The sequence below is a fragment of the Pseudoalteromonas sp. SCSIO 43088 genome, from assembly GCF_023650795.1.
Taxonomy (GTDB): Bacteria; Pseudomonadota; Gammaproteobacteria; order Enterobacterales; family Alteromonadaceae; genus Pseudoalteromonas; species Pseudoalteromonas shioyasakiensis.
Genome location: NZ_CP072675.1, coordinates 1,124,167 through 1,140,692 on the forward strand (window position 1 = coordinate 1,124,167; position 16,526 = coordinate 1,140,692).

Here is a 16,526-nt window from a genome sequence, read left to right on the forward strand (position 1 = left end):
AAGGGTTTTTACTTTATTAAGTCTTAGCCGAAGTAGGCTGTATTGAGGTATAAATGAGTTAATACTCCAGCAAAGTAACCTAGTAAAATGACCGGCGACCATTTTAAGTGGCTATTAAATGTGTAGATCCCTCGCGCTTGACCCATTAGTGCAACTCCTGCCGCAGAGCCAATTGATAACAGGCTGCCACCAATTCCTGCTGTTAGCGTAATAAGCAGCCATTGACCGTGCGACATATCAGGCATCATTTGTAACACTGCAAACATCACTGGAATGTTATCGACTACCGCTGACATTAAACCAAGAATAATGTTCGCACCGGTAGCAGACCAGTTGTTATAAAGTAAGTCAGAAAGCAGCGCTAAGTAGCCGATAAACCCTAAGCCTCCAACACAAATAACGATGCCATAGAAGAACAAGAGCGTGTCCCACTCGGCTCTCGATACACGGCTAAATACATCAAAAGGAACAACGTTACCTAAGCGAGATAAGCGTTCTTTGTCACCTTCACGCTCTGCCATCGCGCGCTTTCTGGCAAGAGAGCCGGGGAGTGTCACGCGTAAGAAGTAACCAAAAAACTGTAAATAGCCAAGACCCATCATCATGCCCACAACCGGTGGTAAACCAAAGGCGGTTTTTAGCACCACCGCGGTGAGTATTGTCAGTAAGAATAAGCACAATATGCGAAGCGCACCGCGTTTAAGTTCAATATCTTCATCGGCCGTATCCGGGTGACGGTTATTGATAAATAAAGACATAACAAATGCAGGAATAATATAGCTGACTAAAGCTGGTAGGAATAAAACAAAAAACTCAGTAAAGGCAACAACATCGGCTTGCCAAACCATCAGTGTCGTGATGTCACCAAATGGGCTGAATGCGCCACCGGCATTTGCGGCTATTACAATATTGACGCACGACATAGCAATGAAGCGGTTATCATTTGCTGCTACCTTCATTACCACTGCACATAAAAGTAGGGCAGTAGTTAAGTTATCGGCTACAGGTGAAATACAAAATGCCAGTACACCGCTTATCCAAAATAATTGCTTGTAGCTAAAGCCTCTAGCAACCAGCCAGCTTCTTAGGCCATCAAATAAACGACGCTCTTCTAGGGCGTTGATATAGGTCATCGCAACGAGCAAAAATAGCATTAACTCCGAAAACTCTAACAAGGCGTGACGAAATGCGTCGGTGCTAAGATCAGATAAGTTTTGTGCACTGTACTGCCAAGCAATAAGGGTCCAAATAATCCCGGCTGCAACCAATACGGGTTTTGATTTGCGTAAGTGAATTTTTTCTTCGAGTATGACGAGCACATAAGCAAAGATAAAAATAACAAGGCATATAATGCCAACAGGATGGGTGAGTAAATCGATAGTACCAGTTGACGCAGCATGAGCTTGGCCACCGAAACATAGCAAGGAAAGGAGCAATCCTTGTATTAGTTTTTTCATTGTATATTCCAATTAAATCATCTTAATTTCGTTACGGTTTAAGTAAATGTAGCTGCAGACATTTTAGATTCATTCTTTGCTTTATGTAACAAATTGGTAACTAAGATGTTGGTATTTTGAATATAAATACGGGTGATGGCGAGAGCAGACCAGTTATATAATTTATAACTTAATCAATGGTTTGAGGTTTTAAAGTAATAAAGGGCTGCAATTAGCAGCCCCAACTTGAAAATTATGCAAAGTGTTTTTCTAAATCGTCAGAGCCACCAATGTGCTCACCGCCTATGAATACTTGCGGCACTGTCTCACGACCAGAAATCGCTTTTAAACTAGTTAATGAAGCGTGTTGACCTAATACGATTTCTTCGTACACATAACCTTTCGTCTCTAGTAACGCTTTAGCTTTTGTACAGAACGGACAATTAGGCTTGGTAATAATACTCACTGATTCTGGTTTTACCTGTGCTGGGTTAATGTACTCAAGCATGGTATCTGCATCAGATACTTCAAACGGGTCGCCAGGCTTTTGTGGCTCGATAAACATTTTTTCGATAACGCCGTCTTTTACCAACATAGAATAACGCCAACTGCGCTTACCAAAACCTAAGTCGTTTTTATCGACTAGCATACCCATGCCGTCGGTAAATTCGCCGTTGCCGTCTGGCAATAGAGTGATATTTTGCGCTTCTTGGTTTTGTGCCCATGCATTCATTACGAAGGTATCGTTTACAGAAATACAGACAATGTCATCAACACCGTTTTGTTTAAATACAGCCGCAAGCTCGTTATAACGTGGCAAGTGAGTTGATGAACATGTTGGTGTAAAGGCACCTGGTAATGCAAATAGCACAACTGTTTTACCTTTAAAAATTTCGTCAGTGGTCATTGATTTCCACTGCTCGTCTACACGTGTTGCGAATGTAACGTTTGGTACTTTTTGGCCTTCGATATTGTTTAACATTGTTTTGATTCCTCTTGATTTGTTGAGTGTCATTATGCGATTTAATTTATGATAGCTCCAATCGTTTGTTTGTATTAGTATGATAGGTAAAAGCTATTGGTGGTGTGATATGAATTTAAAAGACTTTGAATACGTAAAAGCGGTTGCACAATATAAGCACTTCAGAAAAGCAGCTGATGCTTGCTATGTCAGCCAACCGACATTAAGCGGACAAGTTAAAAAGCTTGAACAAGAGCTAGGAGTTGTTATTTTTGACCGTTCAACAAAGCAAGTAACGTTGACTGTGCAAGGTGAACAACTTCTTAAGCAGATCACACTGATCCTAGATCAAACCCAAGTGCTTAAAGAAATAGCTGCCAGCTCACATGACCCACTAAAGGGTAAAATCAATGTAGGTATTATTCCTACCATTGCACCTTATTTACTGCCAACACTCTTAACTTCGATGAAGCAGGCATTTAGTGAAACCCAGTTTTCATTTATAGAAATGCAAACAGCGCAAACGCTGGTGGCCCTTGATAATGGTGAGATTGATATTGCAATTGTTGCTGATGTTGCCGATTTAGCGCCTTATCATGTGTCACCGCTTTATAAAGAAGACTTTTTAGTTGCGGTTTCTGAGCAACACGCTTTAGCACAACATACTGAAGTTGCGTTGGCTCAATTACATGAATGTGACTTATTAATGTTAAACGAAGGGCATTGCTTTAAGGAGCAAGCTGAGCAATTTTGCTTTTCAGCTGGGGTTGAAGTCTCGAATCAATATAAAGGTAACAGTATTGAAACCTTACTCGCGCTGGTGGCAATGGATGATGGGGTAACCTTTGTTCCTAAGCTTGCATGTACACCACGTGAAGGAGTGAAGTATTTAGCTATAACACCAAACCAGCAACGCCAAGTTGTCATTGCAACTCGTAAGCACTACCCACATATAGCTGGTGTTGAGCAATTAGCTAACTGGCTAAATGCTCATGAAGGCCTACAAGCTCATTTACTCACTAGCAGCTAATTCAACAATATCGTTAATTTGAATGTTAGGTAGTGGTTGCTTATCTATACTCATGGCAACCGCTGATTGCTGATAAAGCTGAGTCACTTTTATTTGATTAAGTGTGGTGATTTTGTGCGGAAGCTTATTACCCTGTGCATCCGTTAGGTAATTATGATGGGCTATATTTAAAATTTGCCCTTGCTCAAGCCCATGCGCCTTACCCAAGTTGATGATTAGTCTGTCGTTTTCGATATGCAGTATTTTACCTTGGGTGGGTAAGCAGGCCATGGCTGCTTGTAAGTCATAGGTTAGGGTTTGGTTTATATCGCTAATAGCTTGGCCATAGTCAGTTGCCCAAAATCGGTCGCTATATACATCGATGATCTCAGTCTTTTTATACGGCCAAATACCTTCTGTTTGGTAGCTTTTTTGCCAGAGCTTTTCGTAAGTGGTGCCATCAAATAAGACGTAATCTACTTTGTATGCACGCTTGAAACTATCATCTTGCCAAAATGCATAATCGTTATTGATCTTATGGTTAACCGATAAATCACGAATACGGCTCAGTAATACATATTGCGAGTTACTGCGGCTAGTGATCTCTTCAAGTAGCGCATTACTGTAATCGTATTGCTGAGTGAAAAAATGATCTACTCGCAACGGCATATTGTAATAGGCTGTCGGTTTAGCTGCCATTTGCGTATTACTTAAGCTGGCATATAAGTGTTCACTAATGGCTTTGTTTACGTCAAAAATTTGGCCCATACGCGCTTGCTCGCGATTGGCGAGTTGGCTTTGTGTCACGGCAATAAATTTGGTGTATTGGTTTGCAGGGCATTCTTCTGCTTGAGCAAAAATATCGAGGCGAAGCGTGATGGCATAGGTGTCGTTATGGCGATCTTCGCTGATCAATTCTATTTTCTGGATTTCACCATGGCTGCTTATTTTTAGCTGATCTTGCGTCAAAACCCCGTCAACTAGTGTCTGTACAGAGCTTACTCGAGCGCCAGAAAACACTAAAGCTTGAGTTATGGCGTCTTTAATGGCGGCAGATTTGGCTTGGCTCGTATCGCCATTTTTTACAACTGCATGGCCTGTAGATTCAAACCACTGCGCTAAGCTATTGTTAGAAAACAAAATTGTAAAGGCTAAGCCAAGGCCTTTTAAGCTGGCTATTGTTTTATTTTTCATGCTGACACCTAGCATTAAAACCAATGAATAACCTAAATGAGCAAGGACTGTACCACAGTGGCATTAAACGTGCATATTTGTAGCCAAAGAGTTTTAAGCGGAAGCAAATTATGCGAGCACTTCTATTCGGTGGGCTGGTTGCCTGCGCAGCATTAACCGGCTGCAGTAGTATTTTTGATAAACATGTAGAATACACTTACATTGAGCCAGATAGCTACCCAGTGCTAAAAGCCGTGGGTTATGCGCCAATTAGTGCTCAACCAGGTAGCAATGAATCGCAGCGTACTCTACTTGCGATTAAAGCCTCAAAGCTTGAAGCTTACCGGGAGCTTGCTGAGCAAGTTTACGGGCAAAGAATTTCCGCAGGCACTACAGTGCAAAACAGCATTGCTCATAATGATCAATTACAAAGCCAAGTACAAGGTGTAATCAAAGGTGCACAGGTTATTAAAACCTATGCAGTAGGGGATACCTACGCAACTGAATTACAGCTTGATATGAAGCGAGTGCACGATTTATACATCGGCGAAGTAAAACCGCGCCAAGTGAAAAAAGTAACATATTATTAGGTGCAACTTAGTCTAGTTGTAACCTACTGGCTTGCCGCATAAGTTCAGCAAATTCTGCAAGCATTAAAAAAGCGCGATAACTTAGTTATCGCGCTTTTTTAATGAAATAGTATTTAGGCTTTCAAGTTGTGAACGATTTTCTTATCGCCTTGAATCACGCTGCCGCCTTGGTCGTAGGTCATCGATGATGGTGCACCGATTAAAATATCTTTAAGTTGCTTTACACTCAACTGTGCTTGATGGGCCGCGTGAGCGTTTACATCATTTTTCTTCTTGCAGCTTGCTAGGAGAGTATTTACTTGCTTAATGAGTGCACTTACTTCGTCATCTTGCGATTCGTTGTGCGCAACAAGCTTTTGCACTTCTTTATCAATGGTTTGAATTTGTTGGAGCAAAGAGATTTTTTGTTGGGCAATACTCTTTAATCCGTCACCACGCTTTGCAGCAATGGCTGTCAACTCATCATCTAATAGCGCAGCAATAGACTCCAAGCACGAAACTTGTTGTGTTAATTTGCTAGCTATTAAATGATTATGATCAGCCATAGACATCAAACTCGAATGCAGCGATGTTCTTTGCTAGCTTTTCAGCATCAATTTGGTATTTACCTTCACTGATTGCTTTTTTCAGCTCAGCCACTTTATTGCTATCAAAGCCAGATGATTGCTCTGCTTTTTCTTGCAAAGATTTTAGCTGTTTAGCTTGAGGAGTTAAGCTCACAGAATCTGCACTTGCTTTTGGTGCGGCCGATTTTGCAGCGGCTGCATTAGCATTATCTTTTTGTAAATCAAGCTTTTTTTGCTTGGTATTTGTCAACACAGAAGGCTGTTGTTGACCATTATTGACATTGCTTACCATAATTTTGACCTATACATTACCCAACATATGCCTTTATATCGGCGGGCACAGCGGATACTTTAGCATAAATATAAAAAATTAAATATTTACTTGTACAGACTCGACCCCATCCACACGTGCATTTAATACTTTACCTGATTTTTTGTTTTTTACACGTACTAATTCGTCTAACGTGCCATCTTCTAGAGCAATTCCGGTGGTTTTAATTCTTAAGCCGCGTAATGACGCATAGATAGTTACATTATCGCCTTTACAAACCATACACACTTGGCTCATTACAATCGGACTACCATCACGCAAGTTACGCTTGCTGCGACTGCCAATAAGTATAGCCTCATCTTGAACATATTGCGTTCTAACAAATTGCTTAGGTTTCATTTCTAGGCGTAAATGTTCAGGGCGAATGACCTCTCCGCGGGCTAAATTAGTGGTAACAACAACCACAGGTTCGAGCTCAATAATGCGCACGTGAACGTATTGGGTCCAACTATTTAAGTCTTGGCACTTAAGTTGTACAGTTACCTGCCGATTAAAAGGAGGCTCAGTTGGTAACTCTTTGTTAATTGGTGACTCACATAACCTCTCAGGAATGCGACTATCTAATGGTAAAGCACTAATTTGAGGTGTGGTGTCCAGATCAGGGAGCTGCTCGCTAACAAAATCGATGGCGATTTGTTGAAGTTGCTCGGTATTATAAACTTCTGCCTGTAGTTGTGTTGTAAACAACAGGCTAGTAAGAAAATAAAAAACACTGTATCTTCGGCTTTTTTTTAACAAACTCATATTGTTTCGACTATGCTTATGGTTGAAAACAAGGTATAAATATTTTGCGTCAAAAAACAGACGCTTTGTAACCTTATGTAGCTTTAACACAAAGAAGGCAATTATTGTTCCAGCTCTGATTGTTTATCTTTAGGAGATTGAAATGGCAGGCATTTTAGACTCAGTTAACCAGCGTACTCAGTTGGTTGGGCAAAACCGCCTTGAATTACTATTATTCAAACTCAGAGGGCGACAACGCTTTGGTATTAACGTGTTTAAAGTAAGAGAGGTTCTGCAATGTCCACCACTTACTAACATGCCTAAATCAAATGCGTACATTCGCGGTGTTGCGCATATCCGTGGTCAAACTATCTCTGTTATTGATTTATCGATGGCTGTAGGTGGCCCTGCAATTGAGAATATTAAAGACAGTTTTATCATCATTGCTGAGTACAACCGTTCAGTGCAAGGGTTTTTAGTTGGTGGTGTTGAACGCATCGTGAATATGAACTGGGAAAAAATAATGCCGCCGCCTTCGGGAGCCGGACGTTATTCTTACCTAACTGCAGTCACTGAAATTGAAAACGAGTTAGTTGAAATTCTCGATGTAGAAAAAATCTTGAATGAAATTTGCCCGGTTAACACTGAAGTGAGCGCTGAAGTAGTTGGCGAAGGCGAAATTCAGCGTGATTTAGGTGAGCGTATTGTCTTTATTGCTGACGACTCTGCGGTAGCTCGAAATCAAGTCAAGCGTGCACTCGAGCCGCTTGGGGTTCAGACTGAGCTTGCTAAAAACGGTAAAGAAGCATTATTACGTTTAAGAGAGATTGCTAAACTTGATTGTCAAAATGATATTACCGAACGCGTTGGCCTCTTAATATCTGATGTAGAAATGCCAGAAATGGACGGTTATACACTAACCGCTGAAATTAAGGCAGATCCAAAATTATCACCTTTGCATGTGATCTTGCATACCTCTTTAAGTGGGGTGTTTAACCAAGCAATGATCGAAAAAGTGGGTGCTGATGATTTTATTGCAAAATTTAACCCAGATGAATTAGCGACAGCTGTGAAAAAGTGGGTTCATTGTGATTAATTATTTATAGGTGGTATTACTTTGGAAAATAAGCATTTACAACAAAGCGAATACGATCAATTCCGCTCTTTTTTAGAGCAGCAATGTGGCATTGTGCTAGGCGATAATAAACTTTATTTAGTTAAAAGCCGCCTTGCGCCACTTATGGCTCGTTTTAATGTTGAGTCTTTATCACAGTTGGTAAGTAAAACACTGAGTCCTCATGAGAGGCAGCTTCGTGCCGCTGTGGTTGATGCGATGACGACCAATGAAACGCTTTGGTTTCGTGACCAATATCCGTTTGAGTTATTGAAAACGAAACTCTTTCCTGAACTTAAAGATGTACGTAGGCCACTAAAAATATGGTCAGCGGCAAGTTCATCAGGACAAGAGCCGTACTCAATTGCCATGTCTGTTGCCGAATTCCAGTCAAAAAATCCAGGTGTATTGAAGATGGGTGCGCAAATTATTGGCACTGACATTTCTAATACTATGCTTGATATGTGTAAGAATGCTGAATATGACTCGCTAGCACTTGCTCGTGGCTTGTCGATGGAGCGTCGTCAAAAGTTCTTTAAAGACAGCGGTAATGGAATGGCTCAGGTAGTTGACCCTATACGTAAAATGGTGAGCTTTAGACACTTAAACTTACTCGATTCATATGCCCTAATGGGCAAGTTTGACATTATATTTTGCCGTAATGTGTTGATTTATTTCTCACCAGAAGTAAAAGCTAAAATCATTTCGCAATTTGCTCAAGCATTAAACCCGAAAGGTTACCTGTTTTTAGGTGCGTCAGAATCAATGGCCGGCTTAAGTGATAGCTTTGACATGGTTCGTTGTAACCCTGGTATTATCTATCAAAAAAAGTAAACTTTCCTTAGCAACCTAGTCCTTAGGTTGCTAAATTTACTTATTTTTCAGTCTCTTATATAAATCAAATTACTCCTAAATTTTTGGCTTAGCTTTTGCATTAACCACTACAGAGTCAATTTTTTGGAGATGGTTATGGCTATCAGTTTTGATAAAGCATTTGGTGTTCATCCTCATGCGATGTTGATCCGTTCACAACGCGCTGAGTTATTAGCGACAAATATCGCTAATGCTGATACGCCGGGCTATAAAGCGAAAGATATCGATTTTGCCTCGGCATTAAAAGCGGCAAAAAGCAACCAACAAGGCGGCAATAGCATGGTAAGAACCGATGCTAAACATATTGTCGGGGGCAGTCGTTTTGTTGGCAGTGCAGAAATGTTTCGTACGCCAAATCAAGCAGATACAGGTGATGGTAACTCAGTCGATATACAAGTGGAACGAAACTTGTATGTACAGAACTCATTAGAGTATCAGGCAAGCCTGCAATTTATGAGTAGTAAAATTAAAGGCCTTAAAAAAGCCCTCGGTAGTCAAGGAGCTTAATCATGAGTTTGTATAATGTTTTTGATATTTCAGCAACCGGTATGAGTGCGCAAAATGTTCGCTTAAATACCACAGCCAGTAATATCTCGAATGCGAATACGATTAGTTCTAGCCAAGATCAGACATACCGAGCGCGCCATCCTGTTTTTGCTGCAGAGCTGACTAAAGCGTCATCATCACAAAGCAATCCTCAGGGCTCTTCTGTTGGCGTTAAAGTATTAGGTGTTGTAGAGAGCGATAAACCTCTTCAAATTGAATATAACCCGAACCACCCAAGTGCGGATGAAAATGGTTATATCTACAAACCTAACGTTAATGTTGTAGAAGAAATGGCAAATATGATTTCAGCCTCTCGCTCTTACCAAACAAATGTGCAAGTTGCTGATGCAGCTAAGCAAATGTTAAGTAAAACACTGTTGCTTGGGCAGCGGTAACCGAGGATAAGTTATGAGTAACGACATCAGCAGTGCGTCATCCACGTATTTAGATAATTTACGTTGGCAAGACAATCAAAATAAAACAGAAGAGAAAGATGATACTTTAACGCAAGAAGACTTCTTCTCACTTTTAACACAACAGTTGTCGTTTCAAGACCCAAGCAAGCCAGCTGACAACGATCAAATGATTGCGCAGATGACGAATTTCACTATGGCTGAGGGTATTTCAAACTTAAATGAGAAGTTTGAATCACTGACTGCATCAATGACATCTAACTCTGCGTTACAGGCTTCAACGCTCGTTGGTAAGCAAGCGTTACTTGAGTCTGACACCATTGATTTTGACGGTGAAAATCTCGCAAAAGGCTCTGTGGTTGCAGAGACTGCTGTTGAATCTTTAACGTTGAGGATCACGGATTCATCGGGTCAGTTAGTACGCACCATGGAACTTGGTTCGCAATCAGCGGGTGCACTTCGTTTTGAGTGGGATGGCAAAGATAACGATGGCAATGTACTCCCAGAAGGTGAGTATGACATCAGTGCTGAAGGCTTTGTCAATGGAGACTACAGCAGTATGCCTATGGCGACCTTTAAGAATATTGAAAGTGTCAATATTAATGGCGCAAGCGGCATTATCGTAAATACAAAAGAGGGTGCGGTTAGGCTAACTGATATAGCTGAAATCGCATAAGTAAAAAAAGGTTTGGGTTAGCTTAGGCTAAGAGATAGGTTAGAGGTGAGTTATGAGCTTCAATATTGCATTAACAGGCTTAGCAGCCGCGCAAAAAGATTTAGACGTTACAGCAAATAATATTGCTAACGTTAATACTACGGGCTTTAAAGAGTCTCGTGCAGAGTTCGCTGATGTATACGCATCATCAGTATTTAGTTCTGGTAAAACAAAAAATGGTGACGGTGTAAGAACGACAATGGTGGCACAGCAATTCCACCAAGGTTCGTTATCTTTCACAAATAACTCTCTTGACTTAGCGATCACTGGTGAAGGTTATTTCGCAATGGCGAATGACCTAGGTGCGCAAGACTTCACATATACTCGTGCAGGTGCGTTTAAATTAAACCAGGATAACTTCATTGTTGATGCAAGCGGTAACTACTTACAAGGTTTCCCTGTTGATGAAGCAACCGGTGATACCACTTCTGTAAGCTTAAGTACATCTTCGGCGTTACAAATTCCTGATGCGTCAGGTTCACCGCGTGCAACCACGAATGTTTATTCATCATTTAACCTAGATTCACGTGCCTCTGCGCCAACAGTGACACCGTTTGATCCTGAATCAAGTGCTACATATAATAGTTCAACATCAACAACTGTGTATGATTCATTAGGTGAGCCACATATTTTACAGTTCTTCTTCGTTAAAACTGATGCAGCTGTGACAGGTAATGACAATGAGTGGCAAGTATACGCCACACTGGATGAAAAACCATTTGATGCAAGTGGTGTAGAGCAAACAACAACGCCTTATACACCACTAACTACATTCCAATTTGATTCAAGTGGTTTACCACTTAACACGGATGGTGTTGCTAATACTGATGCATCATTTAACCCATTAACTTTACCAAATGGCGCAGGCGCTGCGACAGGTTTATCTGACTTACTATCTAATGGTGCTAGTTTCCCTGATGATGTAACGATGAACTGGCGTGATGAAGCGGCAACAGCGAACAAAGTACCTACTCAATATGCTAGTAACTTTGAAGTAAAAGCACTTGAACAAGATGGTGCGACTGTAGGTCGTCTATCAGGTATCGATATCGGTTCTGACGGTAAAATTGTTGCTTCATACAGTAATGGTGACACTTCATTCTTAGGTCAAGTTGCGATGGTACGCTTTTCGAACTCACAGGGGTTACAACAAGTGGGTGATACTTCTTGGAAGAAGAGTTTAACGTCAGGTGAGCCTATTGCTGGCGAACCAGGTTCAGGTACCTTGGGTTCAATTAACTCATCTGCGCTTGAACAATCAAACGTAAACCTAACTAACGAACTTGTTGACTTGATTAGTGCGCAGCGTAACTTCCAAGCAAATTCACGTGCGCTTGAGGTTAACTCAACACTACAGCAAAACATCCTACAGATCCGTTAATTTTAACGGCTCTAAGCTTAATCCGACACGAAGGCTGCTCCCTCTATTGGCAGCCTTTTTTCATTCTAATTATTCATTTTTCTCTTCTATTTTAGCGTCAATTTTACTTTGGCACTTTTATTGCATTTCTTAGTTATCGTATTTTTAGTGAGTCAATGTTATGGACAAAATGGTCTACATTGCCATGTCGGGTGCTAAGCAAAGTTTGCGAGGTCTTGAACTCAAGGCCAACAACCTTGCGAATGCTAACACCACTGGCTTTAAAGCTGATTTTGCACAAGCTCGCTCTATGCAAGCCTTCGGTGAAGGTCTGCCATCTAGGGTGTTTGCAATGCAAGAACGCCCTGGATCTAATATGGAATCGGGTGGTTTTGTTGAAACTGGCCGCGAGCTTGATATCGCGATGAGTGACCGTGGTTGGTTGAGTGTACAAGATGCATCAGGCAATGAGGCGTACACCAAAACTGGCACATTAAACATTACTCCAGATGGCGCGTTGATCACTAGCCATGGCCGTCAAGTAATTGGCGAAGGTGGTCCAATCATTTTGCCATTACCTATCGAGAAAGTTGAGTTTAGTGAAGACGGTGCTATTCAGGTTCGCCCACAAGGTGCGCCAGCTAACTTTTTGGAAGTGGTTGATCGCTTAAAAGTGATTGAGGCTGATAACACTCAGCTTGAAAAAGGTAATGACGGTTTATTTCGACCAAAAGAAGATATGTTGGTCAATGACCTTTGTGGCTTTTGTGATATTTCACCAAACGTAAAAGTACTGTCGGGTACGCTTGAAATGTCGAACGTAAACCCAGTGCATGAAATGGTCGACATGATCAGCAATCAACGCCAATTTGAATTACAAGTTAAATTAATGAAAACAGCCGAAGAGCTCGACGAGCGTCAAGATCAGCTGTTACGCATTGTTTAAGATGACTGAGAGGGTAGAGTTATGAATCCTGCATTATGGATCAGTAAAACCGGGCTTGACGCCCAGCAAACCGATATTTCGGTGATCTCAAATAATCTCGCAAATGCCAGCACGGTCGGTTACAAAAAAAGCCGCGCCGTATTTGAAGATTTACTATATCAAAATATAAATCAACCAGGTGGTCGTTCATCGCAAGACACTGAAATGCCATCGGGTTTAATGCTTGGTGCCGGTGCAAAAGTGGTTGCTAACCAAAAGAACTTTTCACAAGGTAACATGCTTACCACAGAAAATTCATTGGACTGGATGATCTCAGGTCCTGGCTTTTTTGAAGTGCAATTACCAGATGGCAACATTGCATACTCACGTAATGGTCAATTCACCACTGACGAAGATGGTCGCATTGTAACTTCTGGTGCGGGTTTTCCATTACAGCCAGAAATGAACGTACCAGACGATGCACAATCAATTACTGTTTCGCAAGACGGTGAAGTGTCGGTACGTATTTCAGGACAAGCAGAGAACGTGGTCATTGGTCAGCTAACAATTAGTGACTTTATTAATCCATCAGGTCTTGAGCCTATGGGGCAAAACTTATACACAGAAACCGCTGTGAGTGGCGCACCTGTGCAAGGGAACCCAGGTATCGATGGTTTAGGTACTGTGGTTCAAGGTTCACTTGAAACGTCTAATGTGAATGTAACAGAAGAGCTTGTTAACTTGATCGAAACGCAACGAATTTATGAAATGAATTCAAAAGTGATTTCAGCGGTTGATGAAATGCTTAGTTACATCAATCAACAGCTTTAATGGGTAGGAGGCAGCATGCGTAACATTATCTTAGTCACATCGGCAGCATTAATGCTGGGTGGTTGTATGACAACGCAAAATCATCATGTGGTTCAGGATGACCCTTACTATGCGCCTATGTAAATGTTAATAATCGCATGGGATTTATAAAAAGCTTGGTGGCTTGACGTTCCTTGTTGCAAGTTTAACTCACCTACATTTAAGCCATGGCCTGCTAATTTATGACGCAGTGTTTCTAAATGCGGATGAGCAAGCGCTGTCACTTCTTGTGAAGAAGCGAGCAACTGGCAATCAACTGCTTTATCCATCACCTCTGCGGTAATTTGTAACTTGCCAAGCTGTGCATAATCAAAGTTCAAGCGCACAAACCAGACATTTTTCGCTTCGAGTTTATTTTTACTTGGCTTTTTATACTGTCCTAAGCTGATTTCTGTTTGCCCTGTTTCAGGAGGTAATTTCATCGGCAAGAAAAATTGCGCTAAAGCACTGTTATCTTGTTGCTGATTGATAGGTGTTGTTTGCACCTGAGCCAAAGTGTTTTTTAGTTGTGAAGCTTCAGCCGCCATGGCTTGTATCGCAGGCTGCTGTAGCTGCTCGAGTAATTTATTACCGTTAACGGCTTTAAAGTTGGGCACTAACACTTGCAGTAAGGCATCAAGACCTGTTTGATTATTAAAACTAAGGTTGGTTGGTGCTTGATTAATAATTGGCGCGGCAAGTGAAGCCACAGCTAATTGTTCTAACCCTTGGCTAAAGCTCGCTTGCTGAGTCTGGCTGGGTAATGCTGTTGGCCTGAGGATACTTAAAAGCTCTCGTTCAATCGTAGTAGGGTGCATGTTTTGACTCGAGATCATGCGATTAAATGCTTGATTTACGAGTCGATTCAAATCTACCGAAGACGATGTGTTTTGCTCACTCAGAGCTACAAGTTTTTCTGTTAATTGCACTGGTATAGGTGTGCTTGCTAAAGGTTTGCTTTCAGGAAGCGGTAATAGCTTCGCAATCAGTGCAGCCTCAATCGGTCTTATCGGCAACAATGGCTGACTCAAGTTGGGTTCTTTCAAAGCTAAGTAGGGGGCATGTAATTGAGTTTGCTGCTGGGCAAATTTTTGTAATCCTGCTGTTTGCTCAGCTGGTGTTCGAGTCGCTAGATTATTTTGTTTTACTTGCTCGTTAGGCTCTGCCGCTACAAGGTTTTTAACCACTGTTTTTACAGCCTGTTGTTGCAAAGGGGCAGGTGCTCCTTTTAAATCAGGCTTTACATTTAGCGCAGAAGAATTTGGGTCTGTGCTTAATGTCGCTTGTTTAGTTTGTGTAACCTGCTCACTCGGGTTTTTAACTACTGAATTAGCAAGGTTACTTTTAGCTTGGGCGAGCTGCTCTGAGGCTGGTTTGTCAGATTTCATGGTAGTAACAGCGCCGCTAACTGCTTTGTTGTCTACAGGTGTTTGTTGTAAAGCCGTATCTTTATTCAAAGCAGGAGTTTGCGCTTTACTATTGATTGCTATTTGAGTGGCAGGGCGCTGCACGCTAACAAGCGGCTCTAAGCTGACTTTTATCCGTTGCAGTAACTGTATTAAAGGTGGAGTCTTGTTATAACTCACGGGTAAGCTAACTTGCCTTGTAGACTGACTTTCGGTTAATGGCTCTGTCTGTTTAGTCGCAGGTAATGGCGTATTTGCTGAAACTGGTCCACTGGTTTTTTGCGATACTTGGGGGACGGCGTGTTGTGGCGCGCTTTGTTGAATAGCGGCAAACTTTACTATATTGATTTTATTAGCATTAAAGCCCAGTTGGCTAATTGTATTTTTGCTTTCAATCAGCTGATGCGTTGACTGGTTAACAGCCGCTTTGGTGGTAGCGGGGAGCTTTTCAAAATAGCGCACTGCATCACTAATACGCGTTTTTAAATCAGCAAAACTGTCTTTTAGCCAAGAGCTAATGGGGGAATTTGAGCTGCTCGATGGCGCTATCAACGTACTCTTAGGTTCAACAGCTTGGCTTTTTAATGCTTGATTGAATGTCTCTGACAGAGAGTTCTTTAACAGTATTTGTTGCACAGGTGCTTTATTTATAAGTTCAACAGTATTTTTAACTTGCTGGGGTATTAGTTTTAATGCATGAGGATGAAATTGCCACTGCGCTTGAATTTGCTTAGCTTGTTTTGGCGATATTGCCGGTAGCGGTAAAGTTAATTCATTACTTTGCTTGTTTGCAACGCTTAACTGTACTTGTTGCCCAGCTAATTTTAAATTCATTTCAGGGGTTAGCTTAGCCACCAACTCAGCTACTTTTTGTTGGCTAACACTTTGCTGATGGAGAGAATCCCCAAAGCGATTAATAATGTTTAAATTAAAGCTATTTTGTTGGTTGGTAGCAGGCAGCAAAATGGCTTTAAGTGGTGCTTCAGCTTTTAAAAGAGCAACCAGGCTATTGTTAAGAGCAAACTCAGCTTTTAATGCCGGTAGTTGTAGTAAAGGTTTACTTGGCGCAATCTGAGCCGGGTGCGGCATATTTGTATTTGCACTCCCTTGCGTTAGCAAGTTCAGTAGTGCTTGTAATTGCTGGCTTTTGCCAAGTGTAATCGTCAGCGGTGCTGGTGTGATAGTCAGCTGTTTACCATCACTACTTAATTGAATATTGGCCGCTAAAAAGCGCTCAGTTTTAAGGTTTTCTTGCTCTGTTGATAAGCGTAATGTTTGCCATGAGTTATTGATTAGCACGTCCATTTGCACACTGTGCTTACCAATCACGATATTACGGGCAGTTAGGCTCTGCTCAGCCAGCATTTTCAATGCATCATTAGGTGATTGCTGTGATGCACTGCTGATTGCTTTTGGGTCTAGATTAAGCTGAGTGCTGAGAGTCAACTGGCTTTGTTTATTCATTATTTTAGATCAAATATAAGTTAATCGTTTTAAAGCAATATTCGTATTACCCTATCATTATGGTAGACTAAC

At 41.4% G+C, this 16,526-nt stretch carries 17 protein-coding genes; 10 read left to right on the forward strand and 7 right to left on the reverse strand.

Annotated features, from left to right (window positions below):
- Nucleotides 1–23: 23 nt before the first annotated feature.
- Nucleotides 24–1,457, reverse strand: a complete 1,434-nt coding sequence (gene nhaD, locus J8Z28_RS05120; protein WP_055197939.1) for a sodium:proton antiporter NhaD — start codon at nucleotides 1,455–1,457, stop codon at nucleotides 24–26.
- Nucleotides 1,458–1,689: 232 nt separating this feature from the next.
- Nucleotides 1,690–2,418 carry a glutathione peroxidase gene (locus J8Z28_RS05125; RefSeq protein ID WP_054562228.1) on the reverse strand — a complete coding sequence of 243 codons (729 nt, stop codon included), beginning with the start codon at nucleotides 2,416–2,418 and terminating at the stop codon, nucleotides 1,690–1,692.
- Between the two features lie 109 nt (nucleotides 2,419–2,527).
- Between J8Z28_RS05125 and J8Z28_RS05130 the strand changes: the two genes are divergently transcribed.
- Nucleotides 2,528–3,427, forward strand: coding sequence for a LysR substrate-binding domain-containing protein (locus J8Z28_RS05130; protein WP_054562227.1), 900 nt, complete (start codon nucleotides 2,528–2,530; stop codon nucleotides 3,425–3,427).
- Here J8Z28_RS05130 and J8Z28_RS05135 read toward each other — a convergent pair.
- Complete coding sequence (locus J8Z28_RS05135) at nucleotides 3,410–4,600, reverse strand: flagellar assembly protein FlgT (RefSeq protein WP_055020695.1); 1,191 nt, start codon at nucleotides 4,598–4,600, stop codon at nucleotides 3,410–3,412. The genes J8Z28_RS05130 and J8Z28_RS05135 overlap by 18 nt on opposite strands.
- 110 nt (nucleotides 4,601–4,710) lie before the next feature.
- Here J8Z28_RS05135 and J8Z28_RS05140 point away from each other — a divergent pair, with 110 nt between their 5' ends.
- Nucleotides 4,711–5,169 carry an LPP20 family lipoprotein gene (locus J8Z28_RS05140; protein ID WP_054562225.1) on the forward strand — a complete coding sequence of 153 codons (459 nt, stop codon included), beginning with the start codon at nucleotides 4,711–4,713 and terminating at the stop codon, nucleotides 5,167–5,169.
- A gap of 113 nt (nucleotides 5,170–5,282) precedes the next feature.
- Here the strand turns inward: J8Z28_RS05140 and flgN are convergent, their stop codons facing one another.
- The 3 genes from flgN to flgA all read right to left on the reverse strand — a co-directional run bounded on the left by flgN (nucleotide 5,283) and on the right by flgA (nucleotide 6,810).
- The gene (flgN, locus tag J8Z28_RS05145; RefSeq protein WP_054562224.1) at nucleotides 5,283–5,714 is read right to left on the reverse strand and encodes a flagellar protein FlgN; all 432 of its coding nucleotides are present in this window, start codon (nucleotides 5,712–5,714) and stop codon (nucleotides 5,283–5,285) included.
- A complete protein-coding gene (gene flgM / locus J8Z28_RS05150) occupies nucleotides 5,707–6,027 on the reverse strand; it encodes a flagellar biosynthesis anti-sigma factor FlgM (protein ID WP_054553314.1) in 321 nt (106 codons plus the stop codon). Before flgM ends, flgN begins: the two co-directional genes overlap by 8 nt.
- 78 nt (nucleotides 6,028–6,105) lie before the next feature.
- A complete protein-coding gene (gene flgA, locus J8Z28_RS05155) occupies nucleotides 6,106–6,810 on the reverse strand; it encodes a flagellar basal body P-ring formation chaperone FlgA (protein WP_058586425.1) in 705 nt (234 codons plus the stop codon).
- Nucleotides 6,811–6,952: 142 nt separating this feature from the next.
- Here flgA and J8Z28_RS05160 point away from each other — a divergent pair, with 142 nt between their 5' ends.
- From J8Z28_RS05160 to flgG, 8 genes are all read left to right on the forward strand, one after another.
- Nucleotides 6,953–7,885: a chemotaxis protein gene (locus J8Z28_RS05160; protein WP_058586424.1), complete on the forward strand. Its 933-nt coding sequence runs from the start codon at nucleotides 6,953–6,955 to the stop codon at nucleotides 7,883–7,885.
- A gap of 21 nt (nucleotides 7,886–7,906) precedes the next feature.
- Nucleotides 7,907–8,737 carry a CheR family methyltransferase gene (locus tag J8Z28_RS05165; RefSeq protein ID WP_054562221.1) on the forward strand — a complete coding sequence of 277 codons (831 nt, stop codon included), beginning with the start codon at nucleotides 7,907–7,909 and terminating at the stop codon, nucleotides 8,735–8,737.
- Between the two features lie 135 nt (nucleotides 8,738–8,872).
- A complete protein-coding gene (flgB, locus tag J8Z28_RS05170; RefSeq protein ID WP_250660026.1) occupies nucleotides 8,873–9,283 on the forward strand; it encodes a flagellar basal body rod protein FlgB in 411 nt (136 codons plus the stop codon).
- 2 nt (nucleotides 9,284–9,285) lie between these two features.
- On the forward strand, nucleotides 9,286–9,717 hold the full coding sequence (gene flgC, locus J8Z28_RS05175; protein WP_058586423.1) for a flagellar basal body rod protein FlgC: 432 nt from the start codon (nucleotides 9,286–9,288) through the stop codon (nucleotides 9,715–9,717).
- Nucleotides 9,718–9,730: 13 nt separating this feature from the next.
- The gene (locus J8Z28_RS05180; RefSeq protein ID WP_058586422.1) at nucleotides 9,731–10,411 is read left to right on the forward strand and encodes a flagellar hook assembly protein FlgD; all 681 of its coding nucleotides are present in this window, start codon (nucleotides 9,731–9,733) and stop codon (nucleotides 10,409–10,411) included.
- A gap of 52 nt (nucleotides 10,412–10,463) precedes the next feature.
- A complete protein-coding gene (gene flgE, locus J8Z28_RS05185; RefSeq protein WP_058586421.1) occupies nucleotides 10,464–11,831 on the forward strand; it encodes a flagellar hook protein FlgE in 1,368 nt (455 codons plus the stop codon).
- A gap of 160 nt (nucleotides 11,832–11,991) precedes the next feature.
- Nucleotides 11,992–12,756: a flagellar basal body rod protein FlgF gene (locus J8Z28_RS05190; protein ID WP_054553307.1), complete on the forward strand. Its 765-nt coding sequence runs from the start codon at nucleotides 11,992–11,994 to the stop codon at nucleotides 12,754–12,756.
- Between the two features lie 21 nt (nucleotides 12,757–12,777).
- Entirely contained in the window at nucleotides 12,778–13,566 is a 789-nt protein-coding gene (gene flgG, locus J8Z28_RS05195; RefSeq protein WP_054553306.1) for a flagellar basal-body rod protein FlgG, read from the forward strand.
- Nucleotides 13,567–13,673: 107 nt separating this feature from the next.
- Here flgG and fliK read toward each other — a convergent pair whose 3' ends face one another.
- Nucleotides 13,674–16,454: a flagellar hook-length control protein FliK gene (gene fliK, locus J8Z28_RS05200; RefSeq protein ID WP_250660027.1), complete on the reverse strand. Its 2,781-nt coding sequence runs from the start codon at nucleotides 16,452–16,454 to the stop codon at nucleotides 13,674–13,676.
- Nucleotides 16,455–16,526 lie beyond the last annotated feature (72 nt).

Coding starts and splice junctions, on each gene's coding strand:
- nhaD (WP_055197939.1), bottom strand. CDS start 1,457: ATGAAAAAACTAATACAAGGATTGCTCCTTTCCTTGCTATGTTTCGGT.
- J8Z28_RS05125 (WP_054562228.1), bottom strand. CDS start 2,418: ATGTTAAACAATATCGAAGGCCAAAAAGTACCAAACGTTACATTCGCA.
- J8Z28_RS05130 (WP_054562227.1), top strand. CDS start 2,528: ATGAATTTAAAAGACTTTGAATACGTAAAAGCGGTTGCACAATATAAG.
- J8Z28_RS05135 (WP_055020695.1), bottom strand. CDS start 4,600: ATGAAAAATAAAACAATAGCCAGCTTAAAAGGCCTTGGCTTAGCCTTT.
- J8Z28_RS05140 (WP_054562225.1), top strand. CDS start 4,711: ATGCGAGCACTTCTATTCGGTGGGCTGGTTGCCTGCGCAGCATTAACC.
- flgN (WP_054562224.1), bottom strand. CDS start 5,714: ATGGCTGATCATAATCATTTAATAGCTAGCAAATTAACACAACAAGTT.
- flgM (WP_054553314.1), bottom strand. CDS start 6,027: ATGGTAAGCAATGTCAATAATGGTCAACAACAGCCTTCTGTGTTGACA.
- flgA (WP_058586425.1), bottom strand. CDS start 6,810: ATGAGTTTGTTAAAAAAAAGCCGAAGATACAGTGTTTTTTATTTTCTT.
- J8Z28_RS05160 (WP_058586424.1), top strand. CDS start 6,953: ATGGCAGGCATTTTAGACTCAGTTAACCAGCGTACTCAGTTGGTTGGG.
- flgB (WP_250660026.1), top strand. CDS start 8,873: ATGGCTATCAGTTTTGATAAAGCATTTGGTGTTCATCCTCATGCGATG.
- flgC (WP_058586423.1), top strand. CDS start 9,286: ATGAGTTTGTATAATGTTTTTGATATTTCAGCAACCGGTATGAGTGCG.
- J8Z28_RS05180 (WP_058586422.1), top strand. CDS start 9,731: ATGAGTAACGACATCAGCAGTGCGTCATCCACGTATTTAGATAATTTA.
- flgE (WP_058586421.1), top strand. CDS start 10,464: ATGAGCTTCAATATTGCATTAACAGGCTTAGCAGCCGCGCAAAAAGAT.
- J8Z28_RS05190 (WP_054553307.1), top strand. CDS start 11,992: ATGGACAAAATGGTCTACATTGCCATGTCGGGTGCTAAGCAAAGTTTG.
- flgG (WP_054553306.1), top strand. CDS start 12,778: ATGAATCCTGCATTATGGATCAGTAAAACCGGGCTTGACGCCCAGCAA.
- fliK (WP_250660027.1), bottom strand. CDS start 16,454: ATGAATAAACAAAGCCAGTTGACTCTCAGCACTCAGCTTAATCTAGAC.